We start from the raw sequence: 12605 nt of genomic DNA, 5'->3' as shown, positions 1-12605 counted from the left end.
GGCAACTGGGCAGAGCCGTGGTTTTATCATAGCTCGCAAGCGGCAGATACTGCCGCGGCGCAACCAAGGGCAGGATCGGTTAGACTGTGTCACTTTTCTTTGCGCAAGAAGCCCGTCGACCATGGCCCAGCCGTCCACCACCTACAAATTCGAACTGAACCTGACCGACCTCGACCGCGGTGTATACGAAAACGTCCGCCAGACCATCGCCCGCCACCCCTCGGAAACCGAAGAGCGCATGGCCGTGCGCCTGCTGGCCTATGCGCTGTGGTACAACGAGAACCTGGCGTTCGGCCGCGGCCTGTCCGATGTCGACGAGGCAGCCCTGTGGGAAAAGAGCCTGGACGATCGCATCCTGCACTGGATCGAGGTGGGCCAGCCGGACGCCGAGCGCCTGACCTGGTGTTCGCGCCGTACCGAACGTACCAGCCTGCTGGCCTACGGCAGCCTGCGCGTCTGGCAGAACAAGGTGCTGGACGCGGTCAAAGGCCTGAAGAACCTGAGCATCGCCGCCGTTCCGCAAGAAGTGCTGGAAACGCTTGCCACCGACATGCCCCGCAGCATCAAGTGGGATGTGATGATCAGCGAGGGCACGCTGTTCGTCACCGATGACCGGGGCCAGCATGAAGTGCAACTGGAATGGCTGCTGGGTGAGCGTGGCTGAGACACCCCATGCGTATCGAACCTCGCCCGCTGCCACCGACCCTGCCATTCCTTGGTAATCTGCCCCCCTTGCTGACCCGCCTGTATGCTGCCCGCGGCGTGCAGAGCGAAGCCGAACTGGACAAAAGCCTGGCACGCCTGCTGCCGTTCCAGCAGCTCAAAGGGATAGAGGCCGGTGTCGACCTGCTGGTCGAGGCCATCGACCAGCGTCAGCGCATCCTGATCGTCGGCGACTTCGATGCCGACGGTGCCACCGCCAGTACGGTCGGCGTGCTGGGCCTGCGCCTGCTGGGCGCGGCACATGTCGATTACCTGGTGCCCAACCGCTTCGAGTATGGCTACGGCCTTACCCCGGAAATCGTCGCGGTGGCGCTGCAACGCCAGCCGCAACTGCTGATTACCGTGGACAACGGCATTTCCAGTGTCGACGGGGTGGCGGCGGCCAAGGCGGCGGGGCTCAAGGTGCTGGTGACCGACCATCATCTGCCCGGTGAACAGTTGCCCGCTGCCGACGCCATCATCAATCCCAACCAGCCGGGCTGCACCTTCCCGAGCAAGGCGCTGGCCGGGGTCGGGGTGATCTTCTATGTGCTGATGGCCCTGCGTGCACGCTTGCGCAGCCTTGGGCGCTACGAGACGCAGCCACAGCCGAACATCGGCGAACTGCTCGACCTGGTCGCCCTGGGCAGCGTCGCCGACGTGGTGCCACTGGACGCCAACAATCGCATCCTGGTCCACCAGGGCCTCGAGCGTATCCGCGCCGGCCGCGCCCGCCCGGGGCTCAAGGCCATTCTCGAAGTGGCCCGTCGCGACCACCGGCGCATCACCTCGACCGACCTCGGCTTCATCCTCGGCCCGCGCCTGAATGCTGCCGGGCGCCTGGATGACATGAGCCTGGGTATCGAATGCCTGCTGTGCGAGGATGCGGCCCTGGCGCTGGACATGGCCCAGCAGCTGGACGACCTGAACCAGGACCGCAAATCCATCGAGCAGGGCATGCAGCGTGAGGCCCTGGCCCAGCTCAAGGACCTGCCGATCGAGTCGATGCCCTACGGCCTGTGCCTGTTCGATGCGGACTGGCACCAGGGTGTGATCGGTATTCTGGCCTCGCGCCTGAAGGAGCGTTACCACCGGCCGACCATCGCATTCGCCGATGCCGGCGAGGGCCTGCTCAAGGGGTCGGCGCGTTCGGTGCCGGGCTTCCATATTCGCGATGCGCTGGATGCGGTGGCCGCGCGTCACCCGCAACTGATCAGCAAGTTCGGCGGCCATGCCATGGCCGCCGGGTTGTCGCTGCCCGAGGCGAATTTCCCGGCATTTGCCCAGGCGTTCGACGAAGAAGTGCGGCGCCACCTGGCTGAGGACGACCTGACCGGCCGCCTGTTCTCGGATGGCAGCCTGGCAGTGGAGGAATTTCACCTCGACCTGGCCAAGGCCCTGCGCCATGCCGGCCCTTGGGGCCAGCATTTTCCCGAGCCGCTGTTCCATGGCGTGTTCCAGCTGGTGGAGCAGCGCGTGGTCGGCGAGCGGCACCTGAAGGTGGTGCTCAAGAGCGAGTGCGGCTCGGTGCGGCTGGACGGCATTGCCTTCGGTATCGACCGCGAAGTGTGGCCGAACCCGACGGTGCGTTGGGTTGAACTGGCATACAAGCTGGACGTGAACGAGTTTCGTGGCAATGAAAGCGTGCAGTTGATGATTGCCCACATGGAGCCGCGCTGACGGTAACGACGCCATCGCCCCCGAATTTCGAGGGAACCTTCCCCCCAAGCATTCTGGTCTAGTCTGAATATTGACCGGACCCGGGCCAGGGACGTGCAATTGAGTGTCCGGGCCGGATCACCATTGGAGTCCTTGGGAGGTGCCCTCATGAGCCTGCTGCTCGAGCCTTACACCCTGCGTCAGCTGACCCTGCCCAACCGCATCGCGGTTTCGCCGATGTGCCAGTATTCCGCTGTCGATGGCCTGGCCAACGATTGGCACCTTGTTCATCTAGGCAGCCGCGCCGTGGGTGGCGCGGGCCTGGTCATCACCGAAGCGGTGGCGGTGACCGCCGATGGCCGCATCACCGCCGAAGACCTCGGCCTGTGGGATGATGCGCAGATCGCCCCGTTGCAGCGCATCACCCGCTTCATCACGGCCCAGGGCGTGGTGCCCGGCATCCAGCTGGCCCACGCCGGGCGCAAGGCCAGTACCTATCGGCCATGGCTGGGCAAGCAAGGCAGCGTCAAGCCGGAAGAGGGCGGCTGGCAGCCGGTGGGGCCCTCGAGGATTGCCTTCGACCCGCAGCACACCACGCCTCGCGAGTTGAACCAGGACGAAATCCGGGGTGTGATCGACGCGTTCGTCGCCGCGACCGAGCGCGCCCTGAAAGCCGGATTCAAGGTCGTTGAAATCCACGCCGCGCATGGCTACCTGCTGCATCAGTTCCTGTCACCACTGAGCAACCAGCGGCGTGACGAGTACGGCAGCTGCTTCGAAAACCGTATCCGCCTGACCTTGCAGGTGGTGGAAGCCGTGCGCAAGGTGTGGCCGGCCGAACTGCCGGTGTTCGTGCGGGTATCGGCGACCGATTGGGTCGAGGATGGCTGGAACCCGGATGAAACCGTCGAGCTGGCGCGCCGCCTGCGTGGCCTGGGTGTCGACCTGATCGACGTGTCCTCCGGCGGCACCTCGGTCAATGCCGAGATCCCCACCGGCCCTGGCTACCAGACCCGTTTCGCCGAGCGTGTGCGCAAGGAATCGGAAATCGCCACCGGTACCGTGGGCATGATCACCGAACCCGCGCAGGCCGAGCACATTCTGCGCACTGGCCAGGCCGACATCATCTTCCTTGCCCGCGAACTGCTGCGCGACCCGTACTGGCCGCTGCACGCCGATGATGACCTGGGCGGCAACAAGGCCACCTGGCCAGCGCAATACCAGCGCGCGACCAGCCGGGCCAACCCGATTCACGAGTCGGACCTGCGGGATTGACCCAAGCCTGACGCGGCCCCGGCAGTTCATGTGGCGAAGCTGGAAGCCTGAGGCCGCCGCACGGCCCTTTCGCGAGACAAGGCCGCTCCTGCAGCGACCGCGTTGGCGTGTTGATTCAGCTATAGGCAGCCTTGCTGAGGATATCGCTTACCCACTGATTGATACTCTTCTCGGCCAACTCGGCCTTGGCCGCCACGCTGGCGTGGAGGTTAGGCTCCAGGCGCAGGCTGAGTTTGCCAGAGTAAGTTTTCTGCGGTTCACGGCCTAGGCGTTCGCACGTTTCAAGATAATCGTTTACGGCGTCTTCGAATGCCTGGCGCAACTCACTGATCGATTCGCCATGGAAACCGATCACATCGCGAATACCTGCGACATGGCCGATCAGCAATTGATCTTCGTCGCTGTATTCGATACGAGCGGCGTAGCCGCGGTAGGTCATGACATTCATGGTATTACTCCTGCCTGCTCAAGGAACTGGCGGGCGTCTCGTAGTTGATAGGGTTTGGCGTGCCTGTCCGGATGAGGGCGATGGAAGGTTGCCACTGCTCCATTGAGCTCAAAGCGAACCCGTGAACCTCTTCCTTCGATGACGCAGGCACCCGGCGATACCAACAGTGACTCCAGTCGCGCCCAATCCAGGGTCCTGGGAACCGGCCTTTTCAGTACTGCTTCAAGTGTGGCTTGCTGATGGTTATTCATGGTATCAGATTATGATACCAGTGGAGTGGGCTCAACGGATGAGCTGTAAAGGAGGGGGATTGTGATTGAAGGAAATGTCTGAGATGTTGACCGAGGGCAGATAACGCCCCTCGATCAACATAAGCGCTTAATGCTTGATCATCACATGCCGCACACAGGTGTAGTCCTCCAGCCCATACATCGACATGTCCTTGCCATACCCCGAATGCTTCTGCCCGCCATGGGGCATTTCGCTGACCAGCATGAAGTGGGTGTTCACCCAGGTGCAGCCATACTGCAGGCGCGCCGCCAGGCGGTGGGCGCGTCCGCTATCGCGGGTCCATACCGATGAGGCCAGGCCGTAGTCGGAGTCGTTGGCCCATTCCAGCGCCTGCGCTTCGTCGCTGAAGCGGGTGACCGAGACCACCGGGCCAAACACTTCGTTACGCACGATCTCGTCGTCCTGCAGGGCATCGGCCAACACCGTCGGCGCGAAGAAGAAACCGTCACCCTCGATCGCCTTGCCGCCGGTCACCAGGCGAATATGCGGCTGGGCAATGGCGCGCTGTACCAGGCCAGCGACCTTGTCGCGGTGCTGGGCGCTGATCAGTGGACCCAGTTCGGTGTCTTCGGCTTCCTGCAGCCCGGTCTTGAGGCTGGCTACCGCTTCACCCAGGCGTTCGACGAAGCGCTCATAAATGCCATCCTGCACGTACAACCGACAGGCAGCGGTGCAGTCCTGGCCGGCATTGTAGAAGCCGAAGGTGCGGATGCCGTCGATGGCCGCGTCGAGGTCGGCATCGTCGAACACCAGCACCGGCGCTTTGCCGCCCAGTTCCATGTGCATGCGTTTCACGCTGTCGGCGGTGGCGCTGATGATGCGCGCGCCGGTGGGAATCGAGCCGGTCAGCGATACCATGCGCACCTTGGGGTGGCTGACCAACGGGGTGCCAACGGTCTGGCCGCGGCCGAAGAGGATGTTCAACACCCCCGGCGGCAACAGGTCCAGGGCCAGTTCGCCCAGGCGCAGGGCGGTCAGCGGGGTCAGCTCGGAGGGCTTGATCACCACCGTGTTGCCGGCGGCCAGGGCCGGGGCGATCTTCCACGCCAGCATCATCAACGGGTAGTTCCATGGCGCGATCGAGGCGACCACGCCCAACGGATCGCGGCGGATCATCGAGGTGTGCCCCGGCAGGTATTCGCCCGCTGCCGAGCCGCCCAGGCAACGCGCTGCACCGGCGAAATAGCGAAACACATCGGCAATCGCCGGGATCTCGTCATTCAATGCTGCGCTCAGCGGCTTGCCGCAGTTCTGTGACTCCAGCCGGGCCAGTTCATCGGCATGGGCTTCGATCGCGTCGGCCAGTGCCAGCAACGCCTGTGAACGCTCCTTGGGGCTGGTTTGCGACCAGCTGTCGAAGGCTCGGTCGGCGGCGCGCACGGCACTGTCCACCTGGGCTTCGGTGGCTTCGTTGATTTGCGCCAGGGCACTGCCCAGCGCCGGATTGAGCACGGTCCAGGCCGGGCCTTCACCCGCAACCAGTTGGCCATTGATCAACATCTGCGTTTGCATCGGGAACTCCTCCAGGGTCATTTGCCACTGCCCGCGACACTTTCGCCGCCACGGGTCAGGTAATAGGCGCCAAGGATTGGCAGCATGGTCACCAGCATCACCAGCATGGCGACCACATTGGTCACCGGTACGTCACGCGGGCGGCTGAGCTGGTTGAGCAACCAGATCGGCAGGGTGCGTTCGTGGCCGGCGGTGAAGGTGGTGACGATGATTTCGTCGAACGACAGGGCAAAGGCCAGCATGCCGCCGGCCAGCAGCGCCGAGCCGAGGTTGGGCAGGATGATGTAGCGGAAGGTCTGCCAGCCATCGGCGCCCAGGTCCATCGAGGCTTCGATCAGGCTCTGCGAAGTACGTCGCAGACGGGCAATGACGTTGTTGTAGACGATCACCACGCAAAAGGTGGCGTGGCCGACCACGATGGTGAGCACCCCGGGCTCCATGCCCAAACGCTTGAACGCCGAAAGCAGGGCGATACCGGTGATGATACCGGGCAGGGCGATGGGCAGGATCAGCAGCAGCGAGATGCTCTCCTTGCCGAAAAAACTGCGCCGGTACAGCGCCGCCGAAGCCAGCGTGCCCAGCACCAGGGCGATCAGCGTGGCCAGGCAGGCCACCTGCAGTGACAGTTTGATCGCCTCCAGCACATCGGGCCTGGCCAGGGCCACGGCGAACCACTTCAGGGTAAAGCCCTTGGGCGGAAAGCTGAACGCTGCGTCTTCAGTGTTGAAGGCGTACAGGACGATGACCAGGATCGGAAAGTGCAGGAACAGCAGGCCGCCCCAGGCCGCCAGGCGCAGCCCGAGCGAGGCTTTTTCAGAGTGCATCGAAGGCCCCCAGGCGCTTGACCAGAGACAGGTACACCGCGATCAGCACGATCGGCACCAGGGTGAAGGCGGCGGCCATCGGCAGGTTGCCGATCGCCCCTTGTTGGGCATACACCATGCTGCCGATGAAGTAGCCGGGTGGGCCGACCAGTTGCGGCACGATGAAGTCGCCCAGGGTGAGCGAAAAGGTGAAGATCGAGCCGGCAGCAATACCTGGGATCGACAGCGGTAGAATCACCTGCACGAAGGTTTGTCCAGGCCGGGCGCCGAGGTCTGCAGAGGCCTGCAGCAGAGAAGGTGGCAAGCGTTCCAGCGAGGCCTGGATGGGCAGGATCATGAATGGCAGCCAGATATAGACGAACACCATGAAGCGCCCCAGGTGTGATGTCGACAGGGTACTGCCGCCCACTCCCGGCACTGCCAGCACGGTTTGCAACAGGGCATCCAGGTGCAGCTGCTGGACGAACCATTGGGCCACGCCACCCTTGGCCAGCAGCAGGGTCCAGGCGTAGGTCTTGACGATATAGCTGGCCCACATCGGCAACATCACCGCGATGTAGAAAAATGCCTTGGTCTTGCCGCTGGTGTAGCGCGCCATGTAATAGGCGATGGGGAAGGCCAGCACCGCGCTGGCCAGCGACACCGCCACCGCCATGCCCAGGGTGCGCAGGATGATGTCGAAGTTCGACGGGTTGAACAGGGCGGCGAAATTGCCCAGGGTCAGGTCCGGGGTAACCGCCATGGTGAAGTCGTCGAAAGTGTAGAACCCTTGCCACAGCAGATTGAGCAGCGAGCCCAGGTAGATCGCGCCAAACCAGGTCAGTGGCGGGACCAGCAGCATGGCCAGATACAGGTTGGGGCGTCGGTACAGCAGGTTGGACAGGTCGCGCAATGCACTCATGTCAGCGGCCTCCACCTTCCTGCAATACGGTCATGGCTTCGCGTGGCCAGTGCGCCTGGACCCGCTGCCCGGTTTGCCAGGCCTGTGCCTCGACCTGCCAGCGGTCGTTGGCCTGGCTTACCGCCAACAGCTGGCCACTGTCGAGCTGCAGCTCGTAACGGGTGGCACTGCCCTGGTACTGGATATCGCGCAGCACGCCACTGACCTGGACCGCCTGGTCGTCTGCAACCGGGCCACCCAGGCGGATGTGCTCGGGGCGGATGGAGAACGGCGTTGGGCTGCCGTGGAGCGCCATCGCCAGTTCGCCGCGCAGCACGTTGGAGGAGCCGACGAATTCGGCGACGAAGGGCGTGGCCGGTTGCATGTACAGGTTGCGCGGTGTGTCGACCTGCTCGATCCGGCCGCGGTTGAATACCGCCACCCGGTCGGACATCGACAGCGCTTCAGTCTGGTCGTGGGTGACGAAGATGAACGTGATCCCCAGCTGGCGCTGAAGCTTTTTCAGTTCGCCCTGCATCTGCTCGCGCAGTTTCAGGTCCAGCGCGCCCAAGGGTTCGTCCAGCAGCAATACCCGTGGCCGGTTGACCAGTGCGCGGGCCAGGGCCACGCGCTGGCGTTGCCCGCCGGACAGTTGTGCCGGCTTGCGTGTACCGTAGCCGGCCAGGGCCACCATCGCCAGTGCTTCTTCGGCGCGGCCGTGGCGTTCGGCCTTGGCCACGCCTTTCACCTTCAGGCCGTAGGCGATGTTGTCCAGTACGTTCATGTGCGGGAACAGTGCATAGTCCTGGAACACCGTGTTGACGTCACGCAGGTATGGCGGCACGCCGGCGGCCTCGATACCGTGTATGCGGATCGAGCCGCTGGTGGGTTGTTCGAAGCCGGCAATCAGGCGCAGGCAGGTGGTCTTGCCCGAGCCAGACGGGCCAAGCATGGAGAAGAACTCGCCATCGAGGATATCGATGCTGACCTGGTCGACGGCGGTGACCTCGCCGAAAGTACGGGAAACCTGGGTGAACTGGACGGCTAGGGGCATGCATAGGCTCCGGACAACTGGCTTACTCGTATGCCGGGCTCTTCGCGGGCATGCCCGTCCCACAGGTAAAGCACCACCCTTACAGGCAGTGATGAACCTGTGGGAGCGGGTTCACTCGCGAAGAGGCCGGCACAGGCATTCAGGCAACCTCAGCGGCCACCCATGATCGCGATGTAATCCTGGGTCCAGCGGCTGTAAGGCACGAACTTGCCGCCCTGTGCCTGCGGGGTTTTCCAGAAGGCTATCTTGTCGAAGTTTTCGAAGCCGTTGGTCTTGCAGCCCTGCGCCCCCAGCAGTTCGTTGCCGCTGCAGGCTGCCGGTACCGCCGGTAACGAGCCGAACCAGGCCGCCACGTCACCCTGCACCTTCGGTTGCAATGACCAGTCCATCCACTTGTAGGCACAATTGGGGTGCCTGGCCTCGCTGTGCAGCATGGTGGTATCGGCCCAGCCGGTAGCTCCTTCCCTGGGAATGGTCGAAGCCACCGGTTGCTTCTCGGCCTTCAGGCCATTGACCATGTAGCCCCAGGAGCTGGTTGCGACCACGCCTTCATTCTTCACGTCGCTCATCTGCACGGTTGCATCATGCCAGTAGCGGTGGACCAGCGGTTGCTGCTGGCGCAGCAGCTCCAGCACGGCCTTGTACTGGGCTTCGTTCAGTTCGTACGGGTCCTGGATGCCCAGCTCCGGCTTGGCTGTTTTCAGGTACAGCGCCGCATCGGCGATGTAGATCGGCCCGTCGTAGGCCTGCACACGCCCCTTGTTCGGCTTGCCGTCGGGCAGGTTCTGCGGCTCGAACAGCACGCCCCAGCTGGTGGGTGCTTGCTTGAACACCTCGGTGTTGTACAGCAGCACGTTCGGCCCCCACTGGTAAGGGGCGCCGTATACCTGCTTGTCGACCACGTACCAGCCGCCGTTCTGCAAGCGTGGGTCGATAAGTTTCCAGTTGGGGATCAGGGCGGTATTGATCGGCTGCACCCGCTTGCCCGCGATCAGCCGCAGCGACGCGTCACCCGAAGCGGTGACCAGATCGTAGCCGCCCTTGGTCATCAGGCTGACCATCTCGTCCGACGTGCCGGCGGTCTTGACGCTGACCTTGCAGCCGGTTTCCTTCTCGAAACCGCTGACCCAGTCGTAGGCCTTGTCGCTTTCACCGCGCTCGATGTAGCCCGGCCAGGCGACGATGTCCAGGCGCCCCTCACCAGCGCCCAGGGCCTTGGGCGGTTCGGCAGCCTGCAGACTGGCGCTGGCGAGCACGGCACCGGTAATGGCGCCGAGCAATGCGGTCTTGTGCACTGACATGGTGTTCCCTCTTTTTTGGAGATCTTGTTGGGGGCAGTCATCAAGCAAGCCGTGAAGCAGTTGTTATAAGCGTAGTGCGCATGCGCGGGGTATTGGCGATATCGAGTCTAGTTGGCTTTTTGCCAGCCAATGCAACATCCGGAAGCAAATCCACGGTGGCGTACATTTGGCCAAGCCTTACTCTGGCGTATGAATTTTCTTGCGTGGAGAGCCGCGAATGAACACCCGCAACCTGCTCGATCAGCTTCTCAAGTCCGGCCAGCAACTGCTCGACAAACAGGGGGCTGCCGGCAAGCCCGGCAATGCTGCCGGTGGGCTTGGCGGGCTGTTGTCCGGCAGCGGTGGCGGTTTGTTGGGCGGGGGCGCGCTGGGGCTGTTGCTCGGCAGCAAGAAAGCCCGCAAGTACGGCGGCAAGGCGCTGACTTATGGTGGCCTGGCCGCGCTGGGGGTGTTGGCCTACAAGGCTTATGGCAACTGGCAGGCCAGTCAGCGACTGGCTGCAAGCGAGCCCCAGACCGTCGACCGCCTGCCGCCGGCCCAGGCCGAACAGCACAGCCAGGCTGTGCTGCGGGCATTGGTGGCGGCGGCCAAGTCCGATGGCCATGTCGATGCGCGCGAGCGGGCGCTGATCGAGGGCGAATTCACCCGCCTGGACAGCGACCGCGAGCTGCAGCACTGGTTGCACGATGAGTTGAACAAGCCGCTTGACCCGGCCGAAGTGGCCCGTGCCGCGCAAACGCCGGAAATGGCGGCCGAGATGTACCTGGCCAGCGTGATGGTGGTCGACCAGGAGAACTTCATGGAGCGCGCCTATCTGGACGAACTGGCCCGCCAGCTGCGCCTGGACCCGGGCCTGCGTCAGGAGCTGGAAAGCCAGGCAAGGCTTGCAGCAAGCTGATTTGAGCGGATGGGGCTGCAACGCAGCCCCAATGACCGGACCATCACACGCCTTCCATTCAGCCGCAAAGCGCCGGGCGCCTGAGCTATACTCCGGCGGTTTTTCCCACTTGTTGCGAATTCCTGAGGGCTGAATGTGAAGAACTGGACCTTGCGCCAACGGATCCTGGCAAGTTTCGCCGTGATCATCGCCATCATGCTGCTGATGATCGTGGCCGCCTACTCGCGGTTGGTGGCCATCGAAGCCGCCGAAGAGGCGGTGGGCAGCGACAGCATTCCAGGGGTCTACTACAGCTCGATGATCCGCAGCGCCTGGGTCGACAGCTATGTCACCAGCCAGCAACTGGTGGGCCTGTCCAACCGCCGCGAAATCACCTCGGCGGACATGGAGTTGTTCAAAGGTTTCGAGGACCGGCTGAAGCAACACATGGCGAGTTACCAGGGCACGATCCGGACCAAGGACGACCAGACTCGCTTCGACTCCTTCGTGCAACTCGAAGAGAACTACATGAAGATCGTTGGCCAGGTGCTGGACGCCTACCGCCAGCATGACTACGACGGCGCCCAGCGGCTGATCAACGACCTGCTCACCCCGACCTGGGTGGATGGGCGCAAGCACCTGACCCAGGTCATCGAGGATAATCGCGCTGCAGCCGACGCCGCCACCAACGACATCGTCAACGCCGTGAGCACGGCCAAGGGCAGCATGGTGGTTTCACTGTTGCTGGCCATCATTGCCGCGGGCGTCTGCGGCCTGCTGTCGATGCGCGCCATCTCGGGGCCAATGCAGCGCATTGTGCATGCCCTCGACAAACTGCGTTCAGGCGACCTGAGCATGCGCCTGAGCCTGGAACGCCAGGACGAGTTCGGCGCCATCCAAAGCGGCTTCAACGAAATGGCCGAGGCCCTGGCCAACCTGGTGGCCCAGGCCCAGCGTTCGTCGGTCCAGGTGACTACCTCGGTGACCGAGATAGCCGCCACCTCGAAGCAACAGCAGGCCACCGCCACCGAGACGGCTGCTACCACCACCGAAATCGGTGCCACTTCGCGGGAGATCGCCGCCACCTCTCGTGACCTGGTACGCACCATGACCGAGGTGACTTCGGCGGCCGACCAGGCTTCCAGCCTGGCCGGCTCCGGTCAGCAGGGCCTGGCGCGGATGGAAGAAACCATGCACCAGGTGATGGGCGCCGCCGACCTGGTCAACGCCAAGCTGGCCATCCTCAACGAGAAGGCCAGCAACATCACCCAGATGGTCGTGACCATCGTCAAGGTCGCCGACCAGACCAACCTGCTGTCGCTCAACGCCGCCATCGAGGCGGAAAAGGCTGGTGAATACGGCCGTGGTTTCGCCGTGGTCGCCACCGAAGTGCGCCGCCTGGCCGACCAGACCGCGGTGGCCACCTACGACATCGAGCAGATGGTGCGTGAGATCCAGTCGGCCGTGTCGGCCGGAGTCATGGGCATGGACAAGTTCTCCGAGGAAGTGCGCCGCGGCATGTTCGAGGTGCAGCAGGTGGGCGAGCAACTGAGCCAGATCATCCACCAGGTACAGGCCCTGGCGCCGCGCGTGCTGATGGTCAACGAAGGCATGCAGGCCCAGGCCACTGGTGCCGAGCAGATCAACCAGGCGCTGGCCCAGCTCAGCGATGCCAGCACCCAGACGGTCGAGTCGTTGCGCCAGGCCAGTTTTGCCATCGATGAGCTGAGCCAGGTGGCCGCTGGCCTGCGTGGCGGCGTGTCGCGCTTCAAAGTCTGACTG

12 protein-coding genes are annotated in these 12605 nt (G+C 63.7%); 5 read left to right on the top strand and 7 right to left on the bottom strand.

All coding sequences use genetic code 11. The features are described from left to right. Positions 1-121: 121 nt before the first annotated feature. The 3 genes from B4L76_RS04970 (at position 122) to B4L76_RS04960 (ending at position 3636) form a co-directional block, all read left to right on the top strand. Positions 122-664 carry a YaeQ family protein gene (locus B4L76_RS04970; RefSeq protein WP_289134166.1) on the top strand — a complete coding sequence of 181 codons (543 nt, stop codon included), beginning with the start codon at positions 122-124 and terminating at the stop codon, positions 662-664. Between the two features lie 8 nt (positions 665-672). Next, the gene (gene recJ / locus B4L76_RS04965) at positions 673-2382 is read left to right on the top strand and encodes a single-stranded-DNA-specific exonuclease RecJ (RefSeq protein WP_296230922.1); all 1710 of its coding nucleotides are present in this window, start codon (positions 673-675) and stop codon (positions 2380-2382) included. Between the two features lie 147 nt (positions 2383-2529). Next, a complete protein-coding gene (locus B4L76_RS04960; RefSeq protein ID WP_296230920.1) occupies positions 2530-3636 on the top strand; it encodes an NADH:flavin oxidoreductase/NADH oxidase in 1107 nt (368 codons plus the stop codon). A 115-nt stretch (positions 3637-3751) separates the two neighbouring features. Here B4L76_RS04960 and B4L76_RS04955 read toward each other — a convergent pair whose 3' ends face one another. The 7 genes from B4L76_RS04955 to ydcS all read right to left on the bottom strand — a co-directional run bounded on the left by B4L76_RS04955 (position 3752) and on the right by ydcS (position 9946). Beyond that, entirely contained in the window at positions 3752-4084 is a 333-nt protein-coding gene (locus B4L76_RS04955) for a type II toxin-antitoxin system HicB family antitoxin (RefSeq protein ID WP_296230919.1), read from the bottom strand. Beyond that, positions 4081-4335, bottom strand: coding sequence for a type II toxin-antitoxin system HicA family toxin (locus B4L76_RS04950; protein ID WP_296230917.1), 255 nt, complete (start codon positions 4333-4335; stop codon positions 4081-4083). Before B4L76_RS04950 ends, B4L76_RS04955 begins: the two co-directional genes overlap by 4 nt. Positions 4336-4462: 127 nt before the next feature. Next, complete coding sequence (locus B4L76_RS04945; protein ID WP_296230916.1) at positions 4463-5887, bottom strand: gamma-aminobutyraldehyde dehydrogenase; 1425 nt, start codon at positions 5885-5887, stop codon at positions 4463-4465. Positions 5888-5904: 17 nt separating this feature from the next. Continuing rightward, positions 5905-6711: an ABC transporter permease gene (locus tag B4L76_RS04940; protein WP_296230914.1), complete on the bottom strand. Its 807-nt coding sequence runs from the start codon at positions 6709-6711 to the stop codon at positions 5905-5907. Beyond that, complete coding sequence (locus B4L76_RS04935; protein WP_296230912.1) at positions 6701-7612, bottom strand: ABC transporter permease; 912 nt, start codon at positions 7610-7612, stop codon at positions 6701-6703. The genes B4L76_RS04940 and B4L76_RS04935 overlap by 11 nt, the downstream gene beginning before the upstream one ends. Before the next feature lies 1 nt (position 7613). Next, positions 7614-8645, bottom strand: coding sequence for an ABC transporter ATP-binding protein (locus B4L76_RS04930; protein ID WP_296230910.1), 1032 nt, complete (start codon positions 8643-8645; stop codon positions 7614-7616). Between the two features lie 149 nt (positions 8646-8794). Beyond that, positions 8795-9946, bottom strand: coding sequence for a putative ABC transporter substrate-binding protein YdcS (gene ydcS / locus B4L76_RS04925; protein ID WP_296230908.1), 1152 nt, complete (start codon positions 9944-9946; stop codon positions 8795-8797). 217 nt (positions 9947-10163) lie between these two features. Here ydcS and B4L76_RS04920 point away from each other — a divergent pair, with 217 nt between their 5' ends. Together B4L76_RS04920 and B4L76_RS04915 are read left to right on the top strand one after the other, a co-directional pair. Then, positions 10164-10844: a tellurite resistance TerB family protein gene (locus B4L76_RS04920; protein WP_296230907.1), complete on the top strand. Its 681-nt coding sequence runs from the start codon at positions 10164-10166 to the stop codon at positions 10842-10844. Positions 10845-10979: 135 nt separating this feature from the next. After that, positions 10980-12602 carry a methyl-accepting chemotaxis protein gene (locus B4L76_RS04915; protein WP_296230905.1) on the top strand — a complete coding sequence of 541 codons (1623 nt, stop codon included), beginning with the start codon at positions 10980-10982 and terminating at the stop codon, positions 12600-12602. The last annotated feature ends 3 nt before the right edge of the window (positions 12603-12605 follow it).

Origin of the sequence: Pseudomonas sp. UBA4617, assembly GCF_002386445.1 — a bacterium.
In the GTDB taxonomy this organism is placed as follows: Bacteria; Pseudomonadota; Gammaproteobacteria; order Pseudomonadales; family Pseudomonadaceae; genus Aquipseudomonas.
The sequence above is the reverse complement of the archived record's forward strand: the minus strand, read 5'-3'. Positions and strand labels throughout refer to the sequence as shown.

Coding starts and splice junctions, on each gene's coding strand:
- B4L76_RS04940 (WP_296230914.1), bottom strand. CDS start 6,711: ATGCACTCTGAAAAAGCCTCGCTCGGGCTGCGCCTGGCGGCCTGGGGC.
- B4L76_RS04945 (WP_296230916.1), bottom strand. CDS start 5,887: ATGCAAACGCAGATGTTGATCAATGGCCAACTGGTTGCGGGTGAAGGC.
- B4L76_RS04955 (WP_296230919.1), bottom strand. CDS start 4,084: ATGAATGTCATGACCTACCGCGGCTACGCCGCTCGTATCGAATACAGC.
- B4L76_RS04960 (WP_296230920.1), top strand. CDS start 2,530: ATGAGCCTGCTGCTCGAGCCTTACACCCTGCGTCAGCTGACCCTGCCC.
- ydcS (WP_296230908.1), bottom strand. CDS start 9,946: ATGTCAGTGCACAAGACCGCATTGCTCGGCGCCATTACCGGTGCCGTG.
- B4L76_RS04920 (WP_296230907.1), top strand. CDS start 10,164: ATGAACACCCGCAACCTGCTCGATCAGCTTCTCAAGTCCGGCCAGCAA.
- B4L76_RS04930 (WP_296230910.1), bottom strand. CDS start 8,645: ATGCCCCTAGCCGTCCAGTTCACCCAGGTTTCCCGTACTTTCGGCGAG.
- B4L76_RS04935 (WP_296230912.1), bottom strand. CDS start 7,612: ATGAGTGCATTGCGCGACCTGTCCAACCTGCTGTACCGACGCCCCAAC.
- B4L76_RS04950 (WP_296230917.1), bottom strand. CDS start 4,335: ATGAATAACCATCAGCAAGCCACACTTGAAGCAGTACTGAAAAGGCCG.
- B4L76_RS04970 (WP_289134166.1), top strand. CDS start 122: ATGGCCCAGCCGTCCACCACCTACAAATTCGAACTGAACCTGACCGAC.
- recJ (WP_296230922.1), top strand. CDS start 673: ATGCGTATCGAACCTCGCCCGCTGCCACCGACCCTGCCATTCCTTGGT.